Here is a 26,643-nt window from a genome sequence, read left to right on the forward strand (position 1 = left end):
AAATAAAAAAATGACCAAAAAATTATTCGAGAAATTAGCTGCGATGCTCATGACGTTAGTAATGTCTGTAGTGGTAATTGCACAACAAGGCTATGAGCCTATCCGAGGGATGGGAGTAGAGGCAAAACCTGTAAATAATTCAGGAATTTGCCTGGCATGTTACAATGGAAGTATGAATCCGGTAGTGGATGCCAATTTAGATAACAGTGCAAGCATGGGGAACTTTGCGTCTCTGGTAAGTGGAAATGGAATTTCTGTGAAGAACAAGAATACTTCTTACCCGGCAGGATATATCACCGGATTTAATGTAGATCTTGGGACAAGTTTTATTACAATTGATTTATTAAGCTCTTTAAGAATCAGTACGTATAGAAATGGAGTTCTCCAGGAAACAACTACCAGCAGTACGCTTTTATCGGTGCCGGCATTTGGAGGAAGCAAAAACAGAATATTCTTACATTTAAAAACTACAAAAGAGTTTGATGAAGTAAGATTATATCAAACAAACGTTCTTTCGGTTTTCAGTGCAATGAATGTATATTATGCATTTGCGTTTGATCCTACAAAGGTGCCTACTGATAATAATGGTATTTGTGATGATATCATTGCAGGAAGCGGTGTTGACGGCAATGTGTCAGGAAGCAGTAGTTTCCTTGCTCCGCTTTCCTATGTTCAGAATAAAGAAAATATTGGAGACGGAAATAAAAACTCTTTCGGGAAAGTAGTTCTTCCAATAGGGTTGTTAGGATCTTATTCAGTGGGAGTTTTGGATAAAAATCAGGTATATCCTGCTGGTAATAGAACAGGATTTGTAATAGAGCCAGATGATCAGGGAAAACTTTTAAGTGCTGAGTTCTTGAAAAATATTACGATTGAAACTTATTTATTCGGACAACTTCAGGATTCAAGACAATTATCTGATGGTGGAGGATTAATCAATATTAAAGTTCTTGGTTATGGTTCCGGAAAACAAAAAGTTACCCTTACGACTACCAAGCCGTTCAATGAAGTAAGATTGAAAATTACGCAGACTGTAGGATTTAACTTAGGAGCGCTTAAGGTGTATTATGCTTTTGAAGAACCAATATCTTGTGAATGTGATGATAAAATACAGACAAGTGGTTCTGCTATCCCTGGAAATCTGGTAACAGGAGGAAGCTGGACATCGGGACCGGGTTTTCTGGGACTTATTTTAGCCAAAATGGTAAATCCTGAAGCAATTGTTGATAATAATTCATCCAATTATGCAACAGCAACAGTTCCGGCAGCATCTATATTTAGTATTTTCTCAGCATTTGCTACAGTAAGTAGTGCTTCTATGCTGCCTGTTAATACAATGGCTGGATTTACAGTAGAAAAAGCAGGGAACCTTATTGGAGTAAGTGTTTTGGAAAATATTACCGTGACATTGTATAATGGAAACGCCGTTACAGATACCTTTACAAGTTCAGGAAGTCTTATCAGTGGAAACTTCTTTACCACGAACTCGAATAAGTTCTATGTAGGAGGAAAAGCTACAAAGCCCTTTAACCGTATGAAGATTACTTTCAATAGCGGAACAGCGGTTCGTATTCCTCAGAACTACTACATCTACAATGCTTTTGCAAGCAAAGATGATGATAACGATGGAACACCAAACTGCTTTGATCGTTGCCCTGGAGGAGATGACAGCATTGATAATAACGGAAATGGTATTCCGGATTGTGCTGAAGGATGTACAGTGGTTAACGATAAATCGCCAACTTTAGATACTGATGGAGATGGTATTGTTGATGCCTGTGATTTTGATTCTGATAATGATGGTATTCCGGATTCAATGGAAGATTTTGATAAAAACGGAAAATTTGAAGATGATGACATGGAGGGAGATATTTTAATTACACCAATACTTGGAGATGCAATTCCAAACTATCGTGATCTTGATTCTGATAATGACGGAATACTGGATCTATTCGAATCAGGAATTCCTACATCAGTAATCAATCAGATTGATGCAGATCATAATGGGATCATTGATGCTGGTGTAGTGGTAGGAAACAATGGTTTAGCTGATGTATTGGAAACTTATGCGGACTCGGGTACCCTGAAATATCCTCTTAAAAATACGGATGGAGACAGCCAGCCTGATTTCCTTGATCTTACTTCCAATGGTTCAGATCTTGACCTGTACCAAATTGGAAAAGGTAATTTGGATACAACAGGAGGTGGGTTTATTTCTACTATTGATGATAAGGATAGAGACGGTATACAGGCAGTGGTAGATACAGATCTTGTGAAGAGAGGATCACCCGATTCTCCACTTTCACCTTATGCTGCATTGTTGAAAAATATAGCAATGAGTTCTGAGAAAATCACAAGAAGTTCAGAAATAATTGAAGTGGCAAATAATGTTAAGGTGTACCCTAATCCTGTAAAATCAGGTGAAAATCTTATGATTACCGCTGCAGAAGAAGGTGTTTATACATTGTTCTCAGCACAGGGACAGGTGGTGAAGTCTGATAAATTTACCACGCGTACAGGTATTGATACCTCTTCATTGCCTACGGGAATTTATATCATTAAGATTGAAACTAAGTCAACGGTAAAATCTTACAAGGTTATTGTAAAATAAATATAAGAATTCTTAGTGTTAATAAGGGCTGCTCATTTATGGGCAGCTTTTTTATTTTAATAATCTCAAAATGAGCACATTTGTTTGTTATTATGGATGAATTTTTGTATATTTGCACCTCTTTTGGCGCGAAAATTTGTATGTAAATTTATAAAATATTGAAAATCAACTCTTTCATTGTGTAAAAACATGAAAGGGGTTTCGTGTTTATGGATATTGCAGGTAATATAGCCTCAAAAGTAATAAAAGTATTTTGCATTACGCTGTGAAAAGATATACCAGTGTTGCAGTTAGGAATCAGATAAAAGACCTAAAGAACATAGAATAAAGAACAAAGACCGATAATTGCGCCAAAATTTTCTTCCCTTTTTCTTTTTTTATTATTCTTTTTCCCTTTTTCTCTCCTGATATTTTTTAATGAATCAAAATATTTTTTAACCCTTTCTTAAAAGTTTTATGAGTAAAACAAAATCAACAACTCAAGGAAATCCGAGAATTAATTTCTCATCAGCGAAAGGAAAAATTATCACTCCAGACTTCTTGGATATCCAAATCGAGTCTTTCAGAGAATTTTTCCAGCTTGATACACTTCCTGAAGCCAGAAAGACAGAAGCTCTTTACAAGACTTTCCAAGAGAACTTTCCAATTACAGATTCTAGAAATCAATTCGTATTGGAATTCTTGGACTATCTGGTAGATTCTCCACGTTATTCAATCGATGAATGTGTGGAAAGAGGACTTACTTATTCAGTTCCTCTAAAAGCAAGACTTAAATTATATTGTACTGACCCGGAACACGAAGATTTCCAAACTGTGGTTCAGGATGTATATTTAGGTCCGGTTCCTTATATGACGCCAAGTGGATCTTTCATCATCAATGGTGCAGAAAGAGTTATCGTTACGCAGCTTCACCGTTCACCTGGTGTATTCTTCGGACAAACTTACCACGCTAACGGAACCAAACTTTACTATTCAAGAATTATCCCTTTCAAAGGATCTTGGATGGAATTTACAACGGATATCAACAGCGTAATGTACGCGTATATCGACCGTAAGAAAAAATTACCATTAACAACTTTATTAAGAGCTATCGGTTACGAATCTGACAAGGATATCCTTCAGATCTTCGACCTTGCTGAAGAAGTGAAAGTTTCTAAAGCTGCCCTTAAAAAAGTAGAAGGGAGAACATTGGCTGCGAGAGTATTGAACACTTGGTTCGAAGATTTCGTAGACGAAGATACTGGTGAAGTAGTTTCTATTGAAAGAAACGAAATCATCTTAGATAGAGAAACTATTCTTGAAAAAGAACACTTAGATCTTATCTTGGATGCTGGTGTGAAGTCTATCTTGATTCACAAAGAAAACAGCAATGAATTCTCTATCATTCAGAATACATTACAAAAAGACCCTACTAACTCTGAAAAAGAAGCGGTAGAGTATATTTATCGTCAGTTAAGAAATGCAGATCCACCAGATGAGGAAACAGCAAGAGGAATTATTGAAAAATTATTCTTCTCTGAGCAGAGATACTCTTTAGGTGAAGTAGGACGTTACAGATTGAACAAGAAGTTAAGTCTAAACATCCCAACTACAACTGAAGTTCTTACAAAAGAAGATATCATTGCAATTGTAAGACACTTAATTGAGTTAGTAAACTCAAAAACTGATGTAGATGATATTGACCACTTATCAAACAGAAGAATTAAAACTGTTGGTGAGCAATTAGCAGGACAATTCGGTGTAGGTCTTTCAAGAATTGCAAGAACAATCAAGGAAAGAATGAATGTTAGAGATAACGAAATCTTTACTCCACTTGACCTTGTAAATGCAAAGACTTTAACATCTGTAATTAACTCGTTCTTTGGTACCAACCAGCTTTCTCAGTTCATGGACCAAACCAACCCATTATCAGAAATCACGCACAAGCGTAGACTTTCTGCACTAGGGCCTGGTGGTTTATCAAGAGAAAGAGCAGGTTTCGAGGTTCGTGACGTTCACCATACTCACTACGGAAGAATTTGTCCGATTGAAACTCCGGAAGGACCAAACATCGGTTTGATTTCATCTTTAGGTATTTATGCTAAAATCAACAGACTAGGTTTCATCGAAACTCCATATAGAAAAGTAGAAGACAGCAAGATTAATCTTAATGCTGATCCTATTTATCTTAATGCAGAAGACGAGGAAGACAAAGTAATTGCTCAGGCAAACGTTGAATTGAGTGATAACGGTGACTTCTTAACAGACAGAATTATTGCTAGATTGGATGGTGACTACCCTGTAGTTGAGCCATCTCAGGTTAACCTTATTGATGTTGCACCAAACCAGATTTCTGGTATTTCTGCTTCATTGATTCCGTTCCTAGAGCATGATGATGCGAACCGTGCATTGATGGGATCTAACATGATGCGTCAGGCCGTTCCTCTATTGAAGCCACAGGCTCCAATCGTTGGTACAGGGCTTGAGCAGCAAGTTGCAAGAGATTCAAGAATTTTGATCAATGCTGAGGGTACAGGTACTGTAGAGTACGTAGATGCTGATAAGATCACTATTAAATATGAAAGAAGCGAAGACGAAGATTTAGTACAATTTGAGTCTGCTACTAAAACATACAAACTTACTAAGTTTAGAAAAACTAACCAGAGTACAACAATCACGCTAAGACCAAACGTAAGAGTAGGTGATGTAGTGGAGAAAGGACAAGTACTTTGTGATGGGTATGCTACTGAAAAAGGAGAATTAGCTCTTGGTAGAAACTTAGTGGTAGCGTTCATGCCTTGGAAAGGATACAACTTTGAGGATGCAATCGTAATCAACGAAAAAGTTGTACGTGAAGACTGGTTTACTTCAATCCACGTGGATGAGTATTCTCTTGAAGTTCGTGATACCAAATTAGGTATGGAAGAGCTTACAGCAGATATTCCAAACGTTTCTGAAGAAGCTACTAAAGATCTTGACGAGAACGGTATGATCAGAATCGGTGCTGAAGTGAAGCCTGGAGATATCATGATTGGTAAAATTACTCCAAAAGGTGAATCTGACCCGACTCCTGAAGAAAAACTTCTTAGAGCAATCTTTGGTGATAAAGCTGGTGATGTAAAAGATGCATCATTAAAAGCTGACTCTTCATTAAGAGGAGTGGTTATCAACAAAAAATTGTTCTCTAGAAACATTAAAGACAAAAAGAAAAGAACTGAAGAAAAACTTAGACTAGAAGAGATTGAAAACACTTACAAGGCTAAGTTTGATGAGTTGAGAAACACTTTAATTGAAAAATTAAATACACTGGTAAGCGGTAAAACTTCTCAAGGGGTACAAAATGACCTTGATGAGGAAATTATTGGTAAAGGTGTGAAGTTCACTCACAAATTATTGACTTCAGTTGAAGATTATGTAAACGTTAGTGGTGCAGACTGGACCGTTGATGCTGATAAGAATGAATTGATCAAACAATTGATTCACAATTACAAAATCAAATATAACGACATCCAAGGAGTTAAAAACCGTGAGAAATTTGCAATTTCAATCGGAGATGAGCTTCCAGCAGGGATCATGAAGTTGGCTAAAGTTTACATCGCTAAGAAACGTAAACTGAATGTAGGAGATAAAATGGCAGGACGTCACGGTAACAAAGGTATCGTTTCAAGAATCGTTCGTGAAGAGGATATGCCATTCCTAGAAGATGGAACACCAGTAGATATCGTATTGAATCCACTAGGGGTACCTTCTCGTATGAACATCGGTCAGATCTATGAAACAGTTCTTGGATGGGCTGGTCAGAAGCTGGGTATGAAGTTCGCTACGCCAATCTTTGATGGGGCAACTCTTGATCAGATTACTGAATATACAGAGAAAGCAGGTCTTCCTAAATTCGGTCACACTCACCTTTATGATGGGGGTACCGGAGAAAGATTTACTCAGGCTGCAACTGTAGGTATTATCTACATGTTGAAACTAGGACACATGGTTGATGACAAAATGCACGCACGTTCTATCGGTCCTTACTCATTGATTACTCAGCAGCCGTTAGGAGGTAAAGCTCAGTTCGGGGGTCAGAGATTCGGAGAGATGGAGGTTTGGGCACTTGAAGCATTCGGTGCATCAAACATCTTGAGAGAAATCTTGACTGTGAAGTCGGATGACGTGATTGGTAGAGCGAAAACTTATGAAGCAATTGCTAAGGGTGAATCTATGCCTGAACCAGGTATTCCAGAATCATTCAACGTATTACTTCACGAGTTACAAGGACTTGGACTTGACGTAAGACTTGAGGAATAATTTTGAATGTCGAATTTTGAATCAATTCAGAATTTTATAATCCAAAATTTATAATCCAAAATCTAAAATCTAAAAAATGTCAAATAAAAATAAATCAAGTAGATTTAATAAAATAACCATCGGTTTAGCTTCACCGGAGTCTATTTTACAAGACTCAAGAGGGGAAGTTTTAAAGCCGGAAACTATTAACTACAGAACTCACAAACCTGAAAGAGACGGGTTATTCTGTGAGAAAATTTTTGGTCCTGTAAAGGATTACGAATGTGCTTGTGGTAAATACAAGAGAATTCGTTACAAAGGGATCGTTTGTGACCGTTGTGGAGTAGAAGTTACTGAGAAAAAAGTAAGAAGAGAGAGAATTGGACACATTAATCTTGTAGTTCCTATCGCTCACATCTGGTATTTCCGTTCTTTACCAAACAAAATCGGTTACCTTTTAGGAATTCCTTCTAAGAAATTAGATATGATCATCTACTACGAAAGATATGTAGTGATCCAGCAGGGTATTGCTAAAAAATTAGATGGTTCTGATTTTGAAAATATGGAATTCCTTACAGAAGAAGAGTACCTTGACATCATGGAGACTCTTCCTGTAGAAAACCAGTATCTTGATGATTCTGATCCAAACAAATTCATCGCCAGAATGGGTGCTGAAGCTGTAGAAGATCTATTAAAGAGAATTGATCTTGATGCATTGTCTTTCGACTTAAGACACAAAGCTCACAATGAAGGTTCTAAGCAAAGAAGAACTGAAGCGCTGAAAAGATTGAACGTTGTAGAAGCATTAAGAGGTGCTAATACAAGAATGATCAACAGACCAGAGTGGATGATCATGCGTGTACTTCCAGTTATACCACCAGAACTAAGACCATTAGTTCCATTGGATGGAGGACGTTTCGCAACTTCTGACTTGAATGACCTTTATAGAAGAGTTATTATCAGAAATAACCGTTTGAAGAGATTATTGGAGATCAAAGCTCCTGAAGTAATCTTGAGAAACGAGAAGCGTATGCTTCAGGAATCAGTAGATTCATTATTCGATAACACAAGAAAATCTTCTGCAGTAAAATCTGAATCAAACAGACCATTGAAATCACTTTCAGATTCATTGAAAGGTAAGCAAGGTCGTTTCCGTCAGAACTTACTAGGGAAAAGGGTAGATTACTCTGCGCGTTCAGTAATTGTTGTAGGTCCAAACTTACAGCTTCACGAATGTGGTATTCCTAAAGATATGGCAGCTGAACTTTACAAACCGTTCATCATTAGAAAACTAATTGAAAGAGGAATTGTAAAAACAGTAAAATCTGCAAAGAGAATTATTGATAGAAAAGAACCCGTAGTTTATGATATCCTTGAAAACGTGATGAAAGGTCACCCTGTTCTACTAAACAGAGCACCTACGCTTCACAGATTGGGTATCCAGGCTTTCCAACCTAAGATGATCGAAGGTAAGGCAATCCAGCTACACCCGTTAGTAACAACAGCATTCAACGCCGATTTCGATGGTGACCAGATGGCGGTACACTTACCGTTAGGACCAGAAGCAATCCTTGAAGCTCAGTTATTAATGTTAGGTTCTCAAAACATCTTGAACCCTGCAAACGGTTCTCCAATTACAGTACCTTCTCAGGACATGGTTCTTGGTCTTTATTTCATGACCAAAGAATTAAGCTCTACAGAAGATATGAAAGTGAAAGGAGAAGGTCTTGCATTCTATTCTCCTGAAGAAGCGGAAATCGCTTATGCAGAAGGTAGAGTATCTTTAAATGCTAAAGTAAGATGTAGACTTCCTATCAAAGAAGATGGAGTAATCGTAACAAGATTGATCGAAACTTCTGTAGGTAGAATCTTATTCAACCAGATTGTACCTAAACAATCAGGATATATCAATGAGCTTCTTACTAAGAAATCATTGAGAAACGTTATTGGTAAGATCCTTGCTGATACGGATTTCCCTACTACTGTGAAGTTCCTTGATGCAATGAAAGACCTAGGGTATTCAAACGCATTCAAAGGAGGACTTTCATTCTCACTTGGGGATATTGTAGTTCCTGTTGAGAAAAAGCAGATGATTGCTACTTCAATTGAAACGGTAGACGAAATTAGAGCTAACTATAACATGGGTCTAATTACCGATACAGAACGTTATAACCAGGTAATCGACGTTTGGACAAATACCAACGCAGGATTAACTGAAATGATCATGAGCAGAATGAAAACTGACCAAGGTGGTTTCAACTCTGTATATATGATGCTTGACTCTGGAGCGAGGGGTTCTAAAGAACAGATCCGTCAGTTATCAGGGATGAGAGGTTTGATGGCGAAACCGCAAAAAGCCGGTTCTACCGGAGCGGAAATCATCGAAAACCCGATCCTTGCAAACTTTAAGGAAGGTCTATCGATTCTAGAGTACTTTATCTCTACCCACGGTGCTCGTAAGGGTCTTGCGGATACCGCTCTTAAGACAGCCGATGCTGGTTACTTAACGAGAAGATTGGTAGACGTTGCACAGGACGTTATCGTTACAGAAGACGACTGTGGAACGCTAAGAGGTACAGAAGTTACTGCACTTAAGAAAAATGATGAGATTGTTGAAAGAATCTCTGAAAGAATCTTAGGTAGAGTATCTCTTCATAATATTTACGATCCTGAAACTGACGAGCTTATTGCTAGTGCAGACCAGGTGATTATCGAAGCATTGGCGAAAAGAATCGAAGAAGCAGGATTAGAAGCTGTGGAGGTTCGTTCACCATTAACTTGTGAAGCTAAGAAAGGTATCTGTGCGAAATGTTACGGTAGAAACTTAGCAACAGGTAAAGTAATCCACATGGGTGAAGCAGTAGGGGTAATTGCAGCACAGTCAATTGGGGAACCAGGTACTCAGCTTACGTTGAGAACTTTCCACCAAGGGGGTACTGCAGGTAACGTTTCTGAAAACCCATCTATCGTAGCTAGAAGAGATGGTATCGTTGAAATGGATGAAGTAAGAACAATTACTTCTGAAGATGAAAACGGTAATACAGCTGAGGTTGTAGTTTCTCGTTCAACAGAATTTAGATTAGTGGCTGCCGAGTCTAAGACTCCATTAATGGTAGCTAACGTACCTTACGGATCTATATTAGCTGTAAAACCAGGTGATAAAGTGAAGAAAGGAGATGTGATCTGTAGATGGGATCCGTATAACGCGGTTATCATTGCTGAAACTTCAGGTAAGGTAGAATATGAAGATATTATTCAAGGTATTTCATTCCAACTTGAAATTGACGAACAAACAGGATTCGAAGAGAAAGTAATCTCTGAATCTAGAAATAAGAAAGCCGTACCTACATTGAAGGTGGTAGATTCTAAAGGGGTTGAGCAGAAAGCATACAACTTACCGGTAGGAGCCCACTTAATGGTAAATGATGGTGAAAAAATTAAGGCTGGTAAAGTCTTAATCAAAATCCCAAGAAAATCTGCGAAAGCAGGGGATATCACCGGAGGTCTTCCGAGAGTTACTGAATTATTCGAAGCAAGAAACCCTTCAAACCCAGCGGTTGTTACTGAAATCGACGGGGTAGTTTCTTACGGAAAAATTAAGAGAGGTAACCGTGAACTTATTGTTGAGGCTAAAACTGGAGAAAGAAAAATTTACTTAGTAAAACTTTCTAACCAGATCTTGGTTCAGGAGAATGACTTCGTAAGAGCTGGTTCTCCACTTTCTGACGGTTCTATTACACCGGACGATATCCTAAGAATTAAAGGCCCAACTGCGGTTCAGGAATACTTAGTAAATGAGATTCAGGAAGTTTACCGTCTACAGGGGGTAAAAATCGACGACAAGCACTTCGAAATCATCGTAAGACAGATGATGACAAAAGTATCTATCGTAGATGGAGGTGATACTCAATTCCTTGAAGGAGCTCTTGAACATAAGTATGACTTCTTGGAAGAAAACAACAGAGTATTCGGTCTTAAAGTAGTTACTGAAGCTGGTGATTCTAAAGAGTTCAAACCAGGTCAGATGATCACTGCAAGAGAATTAAGAGACGAAAACTCTAAGTTGAAGCGTGAAGATCAGGCTTTAGTAGAAGTAAGAGAAGCACTTCCTGCTACTGCAACTCCTGTATTACAAGGTATTACAAGAGCAGCACTTCAAACGAAGTCATTCATGTCTGCAGCATCATTCCAGGAAACAACTAAGGTTCTTAATGAGGCAGCAGTTGCTGGTAAAGTTGACGCTCTTGGTGGTCTTAAAGAAAATGTAATTGTAGGTCACAGAATTCCTGCAGGTACAGGTCTTAAAGAGTATCAGAATGTTATCGTAGGTTCTAAGAAAGAATTCGAAGACCTTAACTAAAATTAATGATTTGAAATTTGGGGTTTGAATTTATTTTTATATTTTCACAATCTCAAATTTCGAATTTTAAAAACATAATTTATAACAATGGACAACAATCAAAATCCACAAGACGGAAACATCAACATCGAATTAAACGAAATGGTAGCTGCTGGTATCTATGCTAACCTAGCTTTAGTAAACCACTCTCCATCTGAATTTGTAGTAGACTTTATTCAGTTGATGCCAGGTGTTCAGCAAGCTAAAGTAAGATCAAGAGTAATTCTTGCTCCACTTCATGCTAAAAGAGTATTAAACGCTCTTCAACAGAACATCGCTAACTACGAGCAGCAGTTCGGAGAAATTAAAGAAGTTGAGCCTTTCGTATTAGGAGGAAACAACGTACAAGCTTAAGATTTCTCTTTACAATAAAATAGAATACCTCGGTTTTACCGGGGTATTTTTTTTGTCTATAGGAAATTATAATGATTCTTTTGAAAAGTTAAATTATTTTACTGAATTGTTAATAATATTTAATGAAACAAAAAAATACCATATCAATATTTCATTTTTATATATTTGTTTTTAGAAAAAGTAGAAAATATTAATATGGTTAATAGTTCATTCATCCTAAGTAAATTTGGTTTTTTAGGAAGTGATTTTTTAAACGCACTTCAGCAGCATGCCATTATTACAGATATAAAAGCCAAGACTGAAATAATAAGAGAAGGTCAGAAAAACAAATACGTTCCCTTTTTAGTTAAAGGATCGATAAAGGTTTTTACCCTGAACGATGGAAGAGAGTTGATCTACTATTACATCAAGGAAAATGATAGCTGTCTGATGACCTTTTCATCTATTTTTACGGATTATGTAAGCAGGGTATATGCCATTGCTGAAGAAGACTCCGAAGCCCTATTAGTCCCTGTTTCCATAATGCATGACTGGCTGATCAGATTTCCGGAGATCAATAAATTGTTTTATCGCGAATATGACAAGCGTTTCTCAGAGATTATGGGTATGGTAAATGATGCTGTTTTCCACAGACTGGATAAAAGAGTGCTGAATTATATCAAGCAGCAAATTTCTATTACCGGAAACAATCCCATCAAAATTACACATCGCGAAATTGCCAATAATCTTGGAACTTCCAGAGAAGTGGTAAGCAGAGTATTAAAAAAAATAGAAAGTGATGGCGACATTTCACAAACAAAAGAAGGAATAAAAGTAGTTGCAAATGAAAAAGTTAGACTACTCTAGTTTATATTGTTTTAAAGGTTTTTGTTTTATGATTGATAAAAACGATTTTCTTGGTGACTTTTATCACCTATATTTGAATTAATAACTCTATAGTTTTGTTGTATCATAATTTAATACAAATTGTATATGACAAAAGCTTTCTTATTTTTATCGGTATTTTCATCAGTTTTTGCCTTTGCACAGGAAGATCTGCTGAAGGATATTGATACCATTACAACCCATACAGAATCCTCACAACCTGCCTTTAAAGCATTGCAGATTGTTACCGGGCAATCCACAAAACTTGCCGCCAAAAAAGAATGGTACATGGTGGTAGCACACCGGTTTGGTGATGTGAGTACAGGATTCAAAAATTTTTTCGGATTAGATAATGCTTCCACTAAACTGGGGGTTATCTATGGTGTTACTGACGCCATTTCCGTAAGCCTGTCACGGGAAACCAACATGAAAACCTTTGAGGGTGGAGTCAAATATAGATTGGTAAAACAAAATGAAAACTTTCCTGTAGATATTTTGGGCTATCATGTAATGGGAGCCAATACAGATCTTGATAAGGATGCCTATCCACATTTGAGATTCAGTGACAGACTTTCTTACCTTACTCAAGCTTTAATTTCCAGAAGATTTAGTGATAAATTATCATTGCAGATTACCCCATCATATGTTCATAAAAACCTTTACGAACCAACTATTGAAGACAAGAATCAATTTTTGGCCGGTGTAGGAGGACGCTATAAAATTTCAAAAAGGGTTTCTGTAAATGCAGAATATTTTGTGAATTTCGACAATCACAGTTTCTATAAAAATCCATTGTCATTAGGAGTAGATATAGAAACCGGCGGGCATATTTTCCAGCTTTTATTTACGAACTCCCAGATCAATTCAGATATAGGATATCTTACGAATGCCTCAGGAAACTGGGGAAAAGGGCACATTTTCTTTGGGTTTAATCTTTATAGAGTTTTTTAAATATGAAAAAGTTAATATACCTACTTACAATATCATCAGGATTGATAGTCATTGCTTGTGAGAGCAGAACCTATGAAGAAATTTCAGACAATACTCCTGTCATATTGCCTGTAAAATATACATCAGATATAAAGCCGATTATGGATAACAGCTGTAATGGATGCCACTCCGCAGGAAGCTTTAAACCACTCGTTACTTATGATCAGGTGAAAAATAATATAGATGGAATTCTGGATAGAATTCAAAGGCCAAACGGAGATCCACAGAGAATGCCCAAAGGTGGTTCACTGTCTGCAACACAAATCAATGTTTTCATAAAATGGAAAGCGGATGGATTAACTGAAAATTAAAAAGATTTGATATGAAAAAAATAGCACTACTCAGCGTATCCTTACTTTTTGCCGGCTACGCTTCAGCACAAAAATACAGTTCTAAAACAGGTAAAATAGTATTTGAGGCATCAGTGCCTCTGTTTGAAGATATTTATGCACAGGATGATAATAACCTCGTTATTCTAAATACCGATAATGGAGAAATGGCTTCCGTTTCTGCCGTCAAAAATTTTCGTTTTAAAACCAAATTAATGGAAGAGCATTTTAATGAAAGTTATGCTGAGACCTCAAAATATCCGAAAACTACTTTTAAAGGAAAAATTGCAGGTTTTGATAAAACCAAGATTACTGCCAGTCCACAGAAATATACCATTCAGGGAACTTTGAATTTTCATGGAGTAGATAAAGCCGTTGTATCCACGGCCACAATTTATACTAAAGACGGAAAGATCTATATACAAGGGGATTTTGTAGCAAAACCAGTAGATTATAAGGTAACGATTCCTAAGATGGTTACTAAGAAAATTGCAGAAAATGTAAACGTTGAGTATAACTATATATTGATGAAATCATGAGAAACCTGATTTTAGTAGTAAACCTGTTTCTGAGTTCTCTTCTTTTTGCTCAGGAAAAAGTAAAGTCAATATTCGATATTGCCAGAAGCGGAACAGTTGCAGAAGTAAAAGATCTGATGAAACAAAACCCGGATATTATCAACCAAACCAATGAGGGTGGCTTTTCACCTCTTATTTTGGCCTGTTATAGAGGGAATGTAGAAGTTGGCGAATTTCTGATAGACCACGTAAAGGATGTAAACTATAAAAGCAGGGAGGGAACAGCATTGGCCGGCCTCTCAGTAAAGTATAACAAAAAATTGGTGGAAAGCTTATTGAAAAAAAATGCCAGTCCCAATATTGCAGATGATACTGGCTCTACACCCCTTTTTTGGGCAGTGAAGTTAGGTAACAAAGAATTGGTTGAACTGCTGCTTATATATAAGGCAGATAAATCAATAAAAGACTCAATGGGGATGACCCCTTTTGAATATGCTTTAAAAACAGACAACAAAGAAATCATTAGCCTTTTAAAAAATTGATATGAAAAAACTTTTACTAACATTCAGTATGGTCCTTGCTAATTTTGCCTGGGCCCAGTTTTCGTCAGGAACAGTACCTCTTCCGACTACTGCCATGACGGTGAAATTAGACACGACCCCTACAGGAGTGACAATTACAGTGACAGGAGATAGCAATTCAATGCTTGGAATTGGTTTTGGAAGTGTAGGAATGGCTGCAGGTTCCGATGGATTTATATATAATTCCTCTTCCAACAGAGATTATACATTTCCTGGTCCTATGATGCCACCTACCATTGATCCGTCACAGGATTGGACAGAAACCTCCAATACAGTATCAGGAAGCACAAGAACTGTAGTTGCTACAAGATCTCTATCCGGCAGTGCTGGAGATTTTGCTATTTCCAATGCCGCAGCAATAATTAATATCTTTTATGCAAGAAAAACTGGGACAGGCATAGGATATCATGATGCAGGAAGAGGGTATGCAACTTTAACAATGACAGCAAGTACTTTATCTACAAATGAAATTGCTGCTAGCGGCAAGAAAGTTAATTTTTATCCCAATCCAGCTAAGACAAGTGTAAGCCTTAATAATTTTGACAGAATAAAATCCATTGATATTTATGAGGCTACCGGCAGAAAAGTAAAATCATTAAAACCTGGTCAACAAAATATCAATGTTGAAGACCTGAAATCAGGAATCTATTATTTTGAAATCAGATTGAAAGATGGAAGTCTGTCTTATGAAAAGCTGATTAAAGAATAATCAAAAAGAATACAATCGAAATATTTAGAATGATACCTCTGTTTTTTCAGGGGTGTTTTTTTTTTGTAAAACTCTGAAAATGCTTAATTATAAAGGGATTGATTGAATTTTCATATATTTGTGTATTAACCGGATACCCATGAAAATCACTTTTGAAAAATACAATCCGCTCTGGAAAAATCAATTTCTATCCATTAAAAGCGAATTGGAAGAAAGTCTTGGTTTTTTGTATCCAAAGATTGAACATATCGGAAGTACATCAGTGGATGGCTTATCTGCAAAACCCATTATAGACATTATGATTGGTGTAAAGGATGAAGCCGAACTGGATAAGATTCCAACCTTATTGCAGGGAAAACATTATGTTTATTACGAAAAATATAACGAAGATATGCCCTATCGGCGTTTCTTTATTAAGCTTATAGATCAACCTCAAAATCTGGGATTTCCGGATATTATTCATCATGGAGATAGAATTCCGGAGGAACTTCATAATCATAGCCTTCGGATTGCCCATATTCATGCCATCCCTGCTTCATCAGAACATTGGCTTCGCCATATTGCATTTCGTGATTATTTGAGAACTCATTCTCAGGTAAAAGATGAATATCAGTTTCTAAAAGAAGAATTAAGTAAAAAAGAATGGCTGGATGGTAATGATTATAATGATGGAAAGGATCCGTTTATCAAGAGAGAAGAGCAGAATGCCATTCAATGGTATTTAAGGCATCAAAAATCAATGAAATATTAATTTTTATATACTTATCAATGAGAAAGGATTTAAAGGAAATAGCAGGCCAGTTTGCAAAATCTACAATCCTGAATGATTTTATAGAATACGGAGGAGTGGCTGCCGCTATTGAAACCATTGCAGGGAACGTATATACCGGAATCAGCATAGATACGGCTTGTTCCATGGGATTTTGTGCTGAACATAGCGCTGTGGCAGAAATGTTGAAAAACGGAGAACGGTATATTAAAGCAGTTGTTGCAGTGGGGAATGATGGCAATGCAGTTCCTCCTTGTGGACGCTGCAGAGAACTGATGAGCCAGTTGTCAAAAGAAAATATTAACGCAATAATAGAAGTGAAAAACGGTGTTTTTGTACCCTTAAAAGAACTTATGCCCTACGATTGGAAAGAAGACCTTGATAGGGAATGGTAGTTTGTAAACGAATAATTTTTTAAATAAAAATCAATGGAATTTAAAACCTTAAAGAATTTAGATGTAGAGGAACTTTTATCAGTATTCAATCTTTCCTTTTCAGATTATGTTGTCCCCTTTCACCTGACCAGAGAGCTGTTAAACTTTAAAATAGCTACTGAAAAAATAGACCTGAGCATATCTGTGGGAGCATTTGAAAATGAAAAGCTGGTAGGCTTTATACTTCAGGCGGAAAAAATAGAGAATGGAGAAGGAGTGGCTTACAATGGCGGTACGGGAGTTGTTCCTGAGGGAAGAGGAAAGGGCCTGGTGAGAAAAATGTATGATTTTATAATACCAGTTCTTAAGGAAAGAAATATTAATACTTTAATTCTGGAAGTAATTGATGAAAATCAAAAGGCGATCAGAGCATATGAAAATCTGGGATTTATTATTGTAAGAAGATTACTTTGCTTTAATGGAAATATTAATCTGATTAAAAATAACTCAGAGATTGTAATTAAAGAATTGACAGACTTTCAATGGGAAACATTTGCTTCATTCAGGGATATTGAACCATCATGGCAGGGGTCAGTTTTTGTACTTAAAGACATGAAAAAAGATTGTACAATTTTGGGTGCATTTAAGGAAGAAAGATTGGTTGGATATGCTGTTTATAATTCCGTAGTAAGAAAAATATACCAAGTTGCAGTTGACAAAAATTATAGAAAACAGGGAGTTGCCACCACGCTTTTTGATGCCATTAAAAGTGACATCAATGGGCAGACAGTTTCTCTAAATAACGTAGATGAAATTTCTGAGGGGACCAGCAATTTTTTAAGCAAAATAGGTCTTGAAAACAAAGTGTCACAATTTGAAATGACACGAACGATCTGATGAGGATTCAAAAATAACAGGTTTTAATATACTTTTAATCTTCTAAACTTTTCAGGGAGCAGTAGAGAATGTAACTTTGTCGAAAATTTTAATAATGAAGCGAGGAATACATTTTTTACTGCTGTTTATTTCCTTAACGGCTTTTGCCCAGCAAGTAAATATTGATACGGCCCAGGTAGTCGTTCCCGAGAGGCAAAACAGTCAGGAAGCCCAATCCAAACCCTATGTGATTATGATTTCTACAGATGGTTTCCGATACGATTATGCCAAAAAATACAATGCTGAAAACCTGTTGAAACTTTCCAATAATGGAGTAAGAGCAGAAGCCATGATTCCGAGTTATCCAAGTATTACCTTTCCCAACCACTGGAGTCTGATCACCGGGCTTTATCCATCTCATCATGGTTTAATTGATAACTTTTTCTACGATTATAAGAGAAAAGAAGCTTATGCCATGAGCAATAAAAAAAATGCAGAAGATGGAAGCTGGTATGGTGGAATTCCGCTTTGGGCATTAGCTGAAAAACAAGGAATGGTTTCTGCTTCATTAATGTGGGTAGGCTCTGCCAGTGATGCAGGTGGAATGAGACCATCATATTATTATCCCTATCACGAAAAGTTTACCCCATCTGAAAAAGTAGAAAAAGTGGTAAACTGGCTGAAGTTACCTGAAGATAAAAGGCCGCATTTTATTTCCCTATATTTCCCTGAAGTGGATGGTAGCGGACATCATTACGGACCTGATGCCAAAGAAACAGAAACGGCTGTTCATCTGATCGATCAGGCAATAGGTAACCTAGTTCAGAAAGTAAATGATTTAGGATTAAAAAATGTCAACTTTGTTTTTGTTTCTGACCATGGTATGATTAAGGTAGATGGTGGGACCCCATTGGAAATTCCAACTCTGCTTTTTGATAAAAACAGGTTTGATTTTTACAACTCTCAAACCCTTTTAAGAGTATATGTTAAAAATCAGGATGAGGTAAAATCTGTTTATAAAGAATTAAAGAAGAATAAAACAGATGACTATGAAGTTTATTTAGATAAAAAACTTCCTAAATATCTGCATTTTGCAACCAGAGATGATCAATACAACAGAATAGGGCAAATTCTTCTGATTCCGAAAGCTCCGAAGATCTTCCTTGAAAAAGGAAAAAAAACATCAGTAGGAAAACACGGATACAATCCTAGATTAGTTCCTGAAATGAAGGCTACATTCTATGCATGGGGTCCGGAATTTAAAAATAATCTGGTTATCGATGAATTTGTCAATATTAATGTTTATCCTTTGGTCGCTGAAATTTTAGAATTAAAAATTGATCAGCCCATTGATGGGAAAATGAAAGTGTTGAAAGAAACACTAAAAGAGAAAAAATAATATGATAATCTATAAAACATAAGCTTCGGCGCACCAAAGGTGCGCCGAAGCTTATGTTTTATAGTAATACCAAAGAAATAAATTAAAACTGACTTGAAAATTCCTTGGCAAAATCCTCCAGCTTAATACCTCCTGTTACAGGAGATCCATGTTCAATAAATCCTTTTTGTACCACTCCGGTTCTCATTCCCCGTCCCATTTCAACATATAATTCTGCCATATCTTGGGGAAGGCCTGCCTGCAGCATTCCGTTGAGAGCATCTTCATCAGAGAATTCTACCCAAGGTAATTCAGGTTTTGCTACAGAACTTCCCAAGACCTTGGCAAAGTCAGAAGCTTTTCGGGAGTCGCTTACGATATATCGGATGTTTTTTCCTTGTTCATTTTTTACCAGTTCTTCAGCGGCGGCATTCGCAATATCAATGGGATGAACCACAGGGATTTCTATGTTTTCTGAATAATTGCCACCTATGATTCCTGCATTTTTAACCAACGGAATATCATTAAAGAAATTCGTGTAAAAATATCCGGCTCTTAAAAAAGTAAATGAAATATTTTCTAGCTCATTGTAAATTTTTTCGATATGATGAAGACCTTTAATAGGACCATTTTCTACAGGAGATTCAGCTCCTACACTGCTTAGCATTACGGCTTTTTTTACATTAGCTTTTTGTAATGCTTCTGCATAGTTTTTTCCTACGCTGATTGTATTCTGAACAATGTTATCAGGGCTTATGGCAGGAGGGGTCATCAGAAAGACAGCATCTGCTCTGTCAAAAGTTTGGGTTAAGAAATCAATATTGGTAATCGATCCGATAGCTGATGTTGCTCCCAATGATTCAATATCGTGCTTTCTTGATTCATTGCTACTGATTACAGTGATGTCATGACCTTGTTCTACAAGTTGTTGGGTTAAAGGTTTGGCTACATTTCCTAGCGATCCAGTGATGATAATTTTCATATGTAAATTTTTTATTGTTTTTAATGGTCATATGTAATCACTGCATATTGATGAGTATTTATGAATTGATCAAACGACAGCGATTTCATAATAAATATTTTTTTATTTCCTAAGACAAAGTTATATTTGTACTTACTTTTATACAAGTACTTACCCTAAAGTATGTATCCTATGACAGCCATTAAAGAAAATTCAACCATTCAGGAAAACAGAAAAATAGTACAGGATTGCCCTGTAATGTATGTAATGGAGAGAATCGGTGGTTTTTGGAAACCCATTATTCTGTTTAACCTTTATTCAGGAGAAAAAAGATATAGTGAACTGAAAAGAGCAATTCCTGCAGTAACGGAAAAAATGTTAATTCAACATCTTAAGCAATTGGAAACAGACGGACTGGTGATCAGAACAGCAAAACCTGTAGTTCCACCACATGTTTCCTATAAATTGAGCGAGGCAGGAAATGAACTGGCTCCCGTTATTGATGCCATGGCAGCGTGGGCATTTCAGGATATGGAGAGAAATGTACAATGTGAAAAGTAAAATGTATTGATAAGAAGATAAGTTGTATCAGGATGAGATCTATTCAATAGAAATGGGTATTATAGTTTAAAAAAACACCTAAAAAATATAAACAAAACAAGACTCTCCAATCCGGAGAGTCTTTTATTTTTAATAAGTAACAGCAGTTTATAAAGATTGCATATCAATAACGAAACGATATCTCACGTCACTTTTCAACATTCTTTCGTAAGCTTCGTTAATTTCCTGCATCTTAATCATCTCAATTTCTGAAACAATATTATGCTCTCCGCAGAAATCCAATAATTCTTGAGTCTCTGCAATACCACCAATCACAGATCCGGCCACAGATTTTCTTCCCAAAATCATAGGAACGGTATTCAGCATAGGTTCCAGTCCGCCTAAGTAACCAACAAGAACATGTGTTCCGTCGATCGTTAGAGTGGTAACATAAGGGTTTACATCGTGTACATAAGGAACCGTATCAATAATCAAATCAAATTTCCCTTTTACAGACTTCATTTGCGCTTCATCTGTGGAAATGATAACATGATCTGCTCCCAACTGCTTAGCATCCTCAGTTTTCCCTGGAGTTCTCGAGAATAAAGTAACTTCAGCCCCCAATCCTTTTGCTAGTTTGATGGCCATATGTCCTAATCCTCCCAGTCCCACTACAGCAACCTTAGAATCCTGACCTACATTCCAATGTCTCAAAGGTGACCATGTAGTGATTCCTGCACATAGAAGCGGTGCTACAGCAGCCGGATCAAGATTTTCAGGAACCTTTAATACATGTTGAGAATCCACTACTACTTTTTGTGAATATCCCCCAAAAGTATGTCCCCCCAAATGTTTGTCATGTCCGTTATAAGTTCCGGTAAATCCATTCTCACAATATTGTTCCAAATCGTGCTGGCAGCTTCCGCAGTGACCACAAGAATCTACGATGCATCCTACACCTGCAAGGTCTCCTACTTTAAACTTCGTTACATCACTTCCTATCTTTGTAATTCTTCCTACAATTTCATGTCCCGGAACAGCAGGATAGATCGTTCCGCCCCAGTCGTTTCTTGCGGTATGAAGATCAGAGTGGCATACTCCGCAATATAGAATTTCAATTTCTACATCCTTTGGGGTAACCTCTCTTCTTTCAATATTCATTTCTTTCAGATCTGCCGTGGTGGATTCTGCTCCATAGGCTTTTACTGTAAATGTGCTCATTTGATTATTTATTTTTAATTAAGTTTAAATTATTGTATTCTTCATCCGTTACAGGTTCCAGCCATTCCACAATTCCTTTTTGGGTATTGGGGTTAATAGCAATATGGGTAAATTCACTGTCAGGAGTTGCACCATGCCAATGGATCACATTCGGAAGAATATTAACCACATCTCCCGGATGTAAAACCTGTGCCGGTTTACCTTTTTCCTGATAAAAACCCGTTCCTGAAGTTACGATTAATATCTGTCCGCCTCCATGAGTATGCCAGTTATTTCTGCACCCGGGTTCAAAGACGACATTTCCGATTTGGCAGTTCAGTTGATCTTCATTGGGTTTTATGATCTGAACCCAAGCGGTTCCTCCCGAAAAATAATCGGAGGGAGCTTTTTCTCCTTTCGGAAAAATGTTTGTATTAAAAGTTTCCATAACGATACAAAAGTCGAAACTTTTCAGCAAACCGAACTTATACAGATTACCGAATTACTTACCAATTTTACAGACATCATTTCAGTTACAAAGGAAAGTGGTAATTTTGAATGGTAATAAAAATATACTTCATGGAAAATCAGGAGGTTGAAATCTATAATAGTGTCTCGGAATACAATAAAATGGCCAATCATGAAACCCTGCATCCATTAGTCAGTGTCATTGATTTTTCCAAATCTGATCCTATTTGCCAGCATAAAAGGAAATTTGGGTTTTATACCGTTTTTCTGAAAGATGTGATGTGTGGAGATATGCTGTATGGGAAACATAGCTACGATTATCAGGAGGGAACGTTGGTTTTCATCGCTCCCGGGCAGACCTATGGAATTTATAACAAAGATAAATATGTTCAACCTGCAGGTTCTGCATTAATTTTCCATCCTGACTTAATAAAAGGAACAAATCTGGGAAAACATATCAAAGATTATAACTTCTTTTCCTATGATGTACACGAAGCTCTGCATCTCTCTGAAAAAGAACGGGAAATTATATTGGAATGCTTTAAAAATATCAGATTGGAACTCGAACAGAACATTGATAAGCACAGTAAGTCTTTAGTAGTGAATAATATTGAACTATTTTTAAATTACTGTATGCGTTTTTATGACCGACAGTTCATCACAAGAGATCATATTAATCAGGGAGTAATCGGTAAATTTGAAAATCTGGTAGATGATTATTTAAAATCTGATAATCCTAAGAATATAGGCTTTCCAATGGTAAATTACTTCGCAGAAAAACTCAATTTATCTGCCAATTATTTTGGTGATTTGATTAAAAAGGAATTGGGAATTTCCCCACAGGAATTTATCCACAATAAATTAATTGATATAGCCAAAGAACAAATTCTGGATCAGAGAAAATCCATCAGCGAAATTTCCTATGACCTGGGTTTCAAATATCCACAACATTTTACAAGGCTATTCAAAACAAAAGTGGGTATTTCTCCAAGCGAATACAAAGTCCTCAATTAAATAAAAAACTAAACAGTTTTTATTTATGGAATCTATCAATAAGTATTTGTGTTTAAAAGAATCAATTAAATTTTTTCTTTTCAAAAAACCGAATTAATTTTAAGGATAGAAGTTTTCATAATTTTTTTAAAATGAAATCACAACAGAAAGGGATCCATATTTTTGATGCCCGTTTTGGGAAAATTACAGCATTAAAGAAAGACGGAGTTATCAAGGCTAAAAGCATTCGTTATGCCCGCTCCGAAAGATTTCAAAAACCTGTTCCAATAGAAAATTCAGCTTCAGAAATTGTTTTTCCTGATAAAACCCCTGTGTGTCCACAGAAACTCAGTCCTCTTGTAGAAAAAATGATTGGAATCACTCCTGTTGAAGAATTTGAAGCTGATGAATCTACCCAATACCTTTCAATAACCCGTCCTGAAGATATTGCTGAAAATGAAAATATTCCCGTTTTGGTCTGGATTCATGGGGGTTCCCATGAAATTGGCTGCGGCGATCTGGCCACTGCAGATCCTGCAGAATGGGTAAAGGAACAGCATATTATTTTAGTTACCGTTTCATATCGTTTAGGACTCTTTGGTTTTTTAGGTGGTGATGAAAAAAGGCCTGCAAATCTGGGATTATTTGATATCATAGAGGCTTTGAAATGGATAAAGGTCAATATTGTAGATTTTGGTGGAGATGCTGAAAATATCACCTTGCTTGGGCAATCTTCAGGAGGAGATGCCATAGCGCATTTAATGATATCTGAGGGAATTGATGATTTATTTAAAAGAGCGATTATTCAGAGTGCACCTTTAGGCCTGCGTCATAAAAGACAGAAAATGTCTGCTGAATTTCTGAGAAAAACTGAGGGAATTAAAGATGAGGCTGATGTTTTAAAAATGATGGATGAATACGATAAATTTGTTCCATCTTTCATGAAATTTGGTTTAAAAGCGGCGATGCCCTTTGGTACTCAATATGGTTTTCCACCGTTGTGCAGGGAAGAAGAAGCCGTTGAAAAATGGCTAGAGAATGCCCAAAAATATGATGTGCTGATTGGTCTGAATAATGATGAAACAGCATTTTATCTTAAAACTTCGGAAGCTTTAAATAAATATTTTGGGAAAGGTCTTGGACTAAAGATCATGGATAAGACAGTAGAAAAAACTACAGAATTTATTTACGGAGCTCCAGCCCGAAAATTTGCAGAAGATTATGCCAAAGCAGGAGGAAATGTTTATTTATTCAGAATACATTCCAGACTAAATGAGAACCCTATAGGGGCCCCACATTGTATTGATTTACCCTTGATCTTTGGTAATGAATCTGCCTGGAAGTCATCCGAAATGCTGAAAGGTATCCCCTGGGAACGTATTCATGAGAACGGTAAAAAGCTAAGGGCGCTTTGGGCAGAGTTTGCCAGAACCGGTACAATTTCTGATCAATCAGAACGGCCGGAAATTTTAGACCTCCGAAAGATCTAATTATATAATTATCTATAATTTTTTTTTTGAACACTTAAGTTATTTTAAGTGAAAAGCTTTATGTTGAAGAAGTACACTTAAATTTGATGAAAATGTCTGATTTTCAACAATGTAATAAGAGGAATATTACAATGGGAAGCGTGATGTTTCGGAGTGGTAAAAAGTAGACGAAATCCCGCCGTTGATAGTATTTGTTCAAATTTCTCACTATCTTTTATTTACATTTGATCTATCAACTAAAACAGCATCTTTATGAAAACAAAACCTTTTTTAAACGTGAGAAAACTAGACCGAAATGAATTAAAGAACTTAAAAGGAGGAGATATCAATATAGGTAAAGTTTGCTGTACAGCGACAGAAGATGGGCAGTGTTGTGAGTGGGTTAAAGATCCATATAGTTGCCAGTATATATATTGCTAAGGTAAAACTATAGTGTTAAAAATGATTGTTTCAGGCATGCATGATCAGAATAATAATCGTGTGTGCCTTTTGTAATTATTTTTCTTTTCTTATTCGGAAACCCATACACTTACATTTCCTGCGGGTACAGGAAAATCTCCCCAACCATTTTCATCAATGGTGACTTTCTCCTTGAACCGATGTAATAGATCCCTAAACTTTTTACCCACATAGCGTTTTCCCATTTCCATAGGTTTGTTGTAGCTATCTTTATTACTGAGTACAACAGCACATCCCATATGCTGATCATCCCCTTCCCGTACCCATCCGAGACAGTTGGCATCCTCAAAATAATCCCTTTGTTCTCCATAGGAATGATCTTTTCGGGCTTTAAGCAACTCTTCAATTCCGTCTACTTTCGAGATAAATATTTCCTGCTCATTTCCTGCTCTGTCTTTATCAACATAATGAGCGCCATACAAGTCAGGATAAAATACACACGGATAACCATCCTTTCTTAATAAAATCAATGCATAGGCAATAGGCTTAAACCAAGATTCAACAGGAGCTTCCAGATCTTGAAGAGGCTGGGTATCATGGTTGGCAACAATACTTACGGCGTGTAAAGGATCTGCCTGAGTAAGCGTTTCGTCAAAAATTCTTCTGAGATCATAAGACGATCCTTCTTTTGAAGCATTATGAAAATTGTTTTGTAATGAACTATCAAAAAGGCTCATACAGCCTTCAGTTACTTCAATATATTTTTGGAGAAGATGAAGATAGCCAGGTGCCCAATATTCCCCTACGGCAAAGATATTCTTGCCTGAATTGGAGCGGAGTAAGGTAATCCATTCCTTATAAAAATCATGAGAAATATGTTTTAAAGCATCAAGCCGGACTCCATCAAAATCTGTCTGGTCAAAATACCACTTTGCCCATTCATTAAGTTCTTCCCGTACAAAAGGGTTTCTGTGTTCAATGTCATTATACATCAGGTAATCGTAATTTCCTTTCTCATCATGAATCATTTCCTCCCAGTCATCTCCATATTCAGATTGTATTTTATAAATGTGAGAATCCATCCCCTCTGCATAGTCAACACCACTAAAACAGTTAAAATTCCATTCAAAATCAGAATATTTTTTTCCTCTTCCCGGAAAGGTAAACTTAGTATAGGATTCTATTTCAAGAACATCAGAAATAACTTTATCCCTGTTGTTTTCATCTACTTTTACCACCTTAAATTTTTCTAGCTCATCACCACCGGCTTTATGGCCCAGCACAATGTCCACAATGACTTCTATATTTTGTTTTTTTAAAGCTTTAATTGCTTTTAAATATTCATCCTTGGTTCCATATTTGGTCGCAATAGTTCCTTTTTGATCAAATTCTCCCAAATCATAAAGGTCATAGGCGTCATATCCTACAGAATAACCTCCATTTGTTCCTTTGTAGGCTGGAGGAAACCATGCAGAGGTAATTCCCAATTTCGCTAAATATTGAGCTTGTTTTTGAGCATCTTTCCACAACTTTCCATCTCCTTCAGAATACCAGTGGAAAAATTGAATCATTGTTGGGTTCAT

General features: G+C 36.7%; 21 protein-coding genes. 17 read left to right on the plus strand and 4 right to left on the minus strand.

From position 1 onward, the window contains the following. Positions 1–10: 10 nt before the first annotated feature. From SCA31_RS13900 to SCA31_RS13965, 14 genes are all read left to right on the plus strand, one after another. Complete coding sequence (locus SCA31_RS13900) at positions 11–2,611, plus strand: T9SS type A sorting domain-containing protein (RefSeq protein ID WP_410697570.1); 2,601 nt, start codon at positions 11–13, stop codon at positions 2,609–2,611. A 456-nt stretch (positions 2,612–3,067) separates the two neighbouring features. After that, the gene (rpoB, locus tag SCA31_RS13905; RefSeq protein WP_410697571.1) at positions 3,068–6,889 is read left to right on the plus strand and encodes a DNA-directed RNA polymerase subunit beta; all 3,822 of its coding nucleotides are present in this window, start codon (positions 3,068–3,070) and stop codon (positions 6,887–6,889) included. A gap of 76 nt (positions 6,890–6,965) precedes the next feature. Further along, a complete protein-coding gene (gene rpoC / locus SCA31_RS13910) occupies positions 6,966–11,228 on the plus strand; it encodes a DNA-directed RNA polymerase subunit beta' (RefSeq protein ID WP_076354924.1) in 4,263 nt (1,420 codons plus the stop codon). Positions 11,229–11,315: 87 nt separating this feature from the next. Then, positions 11,316–11,621 carry a DUF3467 domain-containing protein gene (locus tag SCA31_RS13915; protein ID WP_002976436.1) on the plus strand — a complete coding sequence of 102 codons (306 nt, stop codon included), beginning with the start codon at positions 11,316–11,318 and terminating at the stop codon, positions 11,619–11,621. Positions 11,622–11,816: 195 nt separating this feature from the next. Beyond that, complete coding sequence (locus SCA31_RS13920; RefSeq protein ID WP_410697572.1) at positions 11,817–12,467, plus strand: Crp/Fnr family transcriptional regulator; 651 nt, start codon at positions 11,817–11,819, stop codon at positions 12,465–12,467. 126 nt (positions 12,468–12,593) lie between these two features. Beyond that, positions 12,594–13,436, plus strand: coding sequence for a DUF5777 family beta-barrel protein (locus SCA31_RS13925; protein WP_410697573.1), 843 nt, complete (start codon positions 12,594–12,596; stop codon positions 13,434–13,436). A 2-nt stretch (positions 13,437–13,438) separates the two neighbouring features. After that, positions 13,439–13,786: a hypothetical protein gene (locus SCA31_RS13930; protein WP_410697574.1), complete on the plus strand. Its 348-nt coding sequence runs from the start codon at positions 13,439–13,441 to the stop codon at positions 13,784–13,786. A gap of 11 nt (positions 13,787–13,797) precedes the next feature. Further along, entirely contained in the window at positions 13,798–14,343 is a 546-nt protein-coding gene (locus tag SCA31_RS13935; protein ID WP_410697575.1) for a YceI family protein, read from the plus strand. After that, positions 14,340–14,864, plus strand: coding sequence for an ankyrin repeat domain-containing protein (locus SCA31_RS13940; protein ID WP_410697576.1), 525 nt, complete (start codon positions 14,340–14,342; stop codon positions 14,862–14,864). The genes SCA31_RS13935 and SCA31_RS13940 overlap by 4 nt, the downstream gene beginning before the upstream one ends. 1 nt (position 14,865) lies before the next feature. Further along, positions 14,866–15,612 (plus strand): T9SS type A sorting domain-containing protein, encoded by a 747-nt coding sequence (locus SCA31_RS13945; protein WP_410697577.1) that lies wholly within the window; start codon positions 14,866–14,868, stop codon positions 15,610–15,612. A gap of 139 nt (positions 15,613–15,751) precedes the next feature. After that, positions 15,752–16,363 carry a GrpB family protein gene (locus SCA31_RS13950; protein WP_410697578.1) on the plus strand — a complete coding sequence of 204 codons (612 nt, stop codon included), beginning with the start codon at positions 15,752–15,754 and terminating at the stop codon, positions 16,361–16,363. A 17-nt stretch (positions 16,364–16,380) separates the two neighbouring features. Beyond that, a complete protein-coding gene (locus SCA31_RS13955) occupies positions 16,381–16,776 on the plus strand; it encodes a cytidine deaminase family protein (RefSeq protein ID WP_410697579.1) in 396 nt (131 codons plus the stop codon). Between the two features lie 33 nt (positions 16,777–16,809). After that, entirely contained in the window at positions 16,810–17,652 is an 843-nt protein-coding gene (locus SCA31_RS13960) for a GNAT family N-acetyltransferase (RefSeq protein WP_410697580.1), read from the plus strand. A gap of 94 nt (positions 17,653–17,746) precedes the next feature. Continuing rightward, the gene (locus SCA31_RS13965; RefSeq protein ID WP_410697581.1) at positions 17,747–19,030 is read left to right on the plus strand and encodes an ectonucleotide pyrophosphatase/phosphodiesterase; all 1,284 of its coding nucleotides are present in this window, start codon (positions 17,747–17,749) and stop codon (positions 19,028–19,030) included. 82 nt (positions 19,031–19,112) lie between these two features. On the opposite strand, the gene SCA31_RS13970 is transcribed toward SCA31_RS13965, so the two are convergent. Further along, positions 19,113–19,991, minus strand: a complete 879-nt coding sequence (locus SCA31_RS13970; protein ID WP_410697582.1) for an NAD(P)H-binding protein — start codon at positions 19,989–19,991, stop codon at positions 19,113–19,115. A 171-nt stretch (positions 19,992–20,162) separates the two neighbouring features. Between SCA31_RS13970 and SCA31_RS13975 the strand changes: the two genes are divergently transcribed. Then, the gene (locus tag SCA31_RS13975) at positions 20,163–20,531 is read left to right on the plus strand and encodes a winged helix-turn-helix transcriptional regulator (RefSeq protein ID WP_109622528.1); all 369 of its coding nucleotides are present in this window, start codon (positions 20,163–20,165) and stop codon (positions 20,529–20,531) included. Between the two features lie 147 nt (positions 20,532–20,678). Here the strand turns inward: SCA31_RS13975 and SCA31_RS13980 are convergent, their stop codons facing one another. Together SCA31_RS13980 and SCA31_RS13985 are read right to left on the minus strand one after the other, a co-directional pair. Continuing rightward, entirely contained in the window at positions 20,679–21,731 is a 1,053-nt protein-coding gene (locus SCA31_RS13980) for an NAD(P)-dependent alcohol dehydrogenase (RefSeq protein ID WP_410697583.1), read from the minus strand. Between the two features lie 4 nt (positions 21,732–21,735). After that, positions 21,736–22,158 (minus strand): cupin domain-containing protein, encoded by a 423-nt coding sequence (locus SCA31_RS13985; RefSeq protein WP_410697584.1) that lies wholly within the window; start codon positions 22,156–22,158, stop codon positions 21,736–21,738. 131 nt (positions 22,159–22,289) lie between these two features. On the opposite strand from SCA31_RS13985, the gene SCA31_RS13990 reads away from it, so the two are divergent. After that, positions 22,290–23,192, plus strand: coding sequence for a helix-turn-helix domain-containing protein (locus SCA31_RS13990; RefSeq protein WP_410697585.1), 903 nt, complete (start codon positions 22,290–22,292; stop codon positions 23,190–23,192). Positions 23,193–23,323: 131 nt separating this feature from the next. Further along, a complete protein-coding gene (locus SCA31_RS13995; RefSeq protein WP_410697586.1) occupies positions 23,324–24,661 on the plus strand; it encodes a carboxylesterase family protein in 1,338 nt (445 codons plus the stop codon). Positions 24,662–25,170: 509 nt separating this feature from the next. On the opposite strand, the gene SCA31_RS14000 is transcribed toward SCA31_RS13995, so the two are convergent. Continuing rightward, complete coding sequence (locus SCA31_RS14000; RefSeq protein WP_410697587.1) at positions 25,171–26,631, minus strand: alpha-amylase; 1,461 nt, start codon at positions 26,629–26,631, stop codon at positions 25,171–25,173. Between the last annotated feature and the right edge of the window lie 12 nt (positions 26,632–26,643).

The organism is Chryseobacterium sp. SIMBA_028 (assembly GCF_046535285.1).
Classification (GTDB): Bacteria; Bacteroidota; Bacteroidia; order Flavobacteriales; family Weeksellaceae; genus Chryseobacterium.

What these genes read in the sequence shown, in the direction of transcription:
- SCA31_RS13900 (WP_410697570.1), top strand. Translation starts at nt 11, where the DNA reads ATGACCAAAAAATTATTCGAGAAATTAGCTGCGATGCTCATGACGTTA.
- rpoB (WP_410697571.1), top strand. Translation starts at nt 3,068, where the DNA reads ATGAGTAAAACAAAATCAACAACTCAAGGAAATCCGAGAATTAATTTC.
- rpoC (WP_076354924.1), top strand. Translation starts at nt 6,966, where the DNA reads ATGTCAAATAAAAATAAATCAAGTAGATTTAATAAAATAACCATCGGT.
- SCA31_RS13915 (WP_002976436.1), top strand. Translation starts at nt 11,316, where the DNA reads ATGGACAACAATCAAAATCCACAAGACGGAAACATCAACATCGAATTA.
- SCA31_RS13920 (WP_410697572.1), top strand. Translation starts at nt 11,817, where the DNA reads ATGGTTAATAGTTCATTCATCCTAAGTAAATTTGGTTTTTTAGGAAGT.
- SCA31_RS13925 (WP_410697573.1), top strand. Translation starts at nt 12,594, where the DNA reads ATGACAAAAGCTTTCTTATTTTTATCGGTATTTTCATCAGTTTTTGCC.
- SCA31_RS13930 (WP_410697574.1), top strand. Translation starts at nt 13,439, where the DNA reads ATGAAAAAGTTAATATACCTACTTACAATATCATCAGGATTGATAGTC.
- SCA31_RS13935 (WP_410697575.1), top strand. Translation starts at nt 13,798, where the DNA reads ATGAAAAAAATAGCACTACTCAGCGTATCCTTACTTTTTGCCGGCTAC.
- SCA31_RS13940 (WP_410697576.1), top strand. Translation starts at nt 14,340, where the DNA reads ATGAGAAACCTGATTTTAGTAGTAAACCTGTTTCTGAGTTCTCTTCTT.
- SCA31_RS13945 (WP_410697577.1), top strand. Translation starts at nt 14,866, where the DNA reads ATGAAAAAACTTTTACTAACATTCAGTATGGTCCTTGCTAATTTTGCC.
- SCA31_RS13950 (WP_410697578.1), top strand. Translation starts at nt 15,752, where the DNA reads ATGAAAATCACTTTTGAAAAATACAATCCGCTCTGGAAAAATCAATTT.
- SCA31_RS13955 (WP_410697579.1), top strand. Translation starts at nt 16,381, where the DNA reads ATGAGAAAGGATTTAAAGGAAATAGCAGGCCAGTTTGCAAAATCTACA.
- SCA31_RS13960 (WP_410697580.1), top strand. Translation starts at nt 16,810, where the DNA reads ATGGAATTTAAAACCTTAAAGAATTTAGATGTAGAGGAACTTTTATCA.
- SCA31_RS13965 (WP_410697581.1), top strand. Translation starts at nt 17,747, where the DNA reads ATGAAGCGAGGAATACATTTTTTACTGCTGTTTATTTCCTTAACGGCT.
- SCA31_RS13970 (WP_410697582.1), bottom strand. Translation starts at nt 19,991, where the DNA reads ATGAAAATTATCATCACTGGATCGCTAGGAAATGTAGCCAAACCTTTA.
- SCA31_RS13975 (WP_109622528.1), top strand. Translation starts at nt 20,163, where the DNA reads ATGACAGCCATTAAAGAAAATTCAACCATTCAGGAAAACAGAAAAATA.
- SCA31_RS13980 (WP_410697583.1), bottom strand. Translation starts at nt 21,731, where the DNA reads ATGAGCACATTTACAGTAAAAGCCTATGGAGCAGAATCCACCACGGCA.
- SCA31_RS13985 (WP_410697584.1), bottom strand. Translation starts at nt 22,158, where the DNA reads ATGGAAACTTTTAATACAAACATTTTTCCGAAAGGAGAAAAAGCTCCC.
- SCA31_RS13990 (WP_410697585.1), top strand. Translation starts at nt 22,290, where the DNA reads ATGGAAAATCAGGAGGTTGAAATCTATAATAGTGTCTCGGAATACAAT.
- SCA31_RS13995 (WP_410697586.1), top strand. Translation starts at nt 23,324, where the DNA reads ATGAAATCACAACAGAAAGGGATCCATATTTTTGATGCCCGTTTTGGG.
- SCA31_RS14000 (WP_410697587.1), bottom strand. Translation starts at nt 26,631, where the DNA reads ATGATTCAATTTTTCCACTGGTATTCTGAAGGAGATGGAAAGTTGTGG.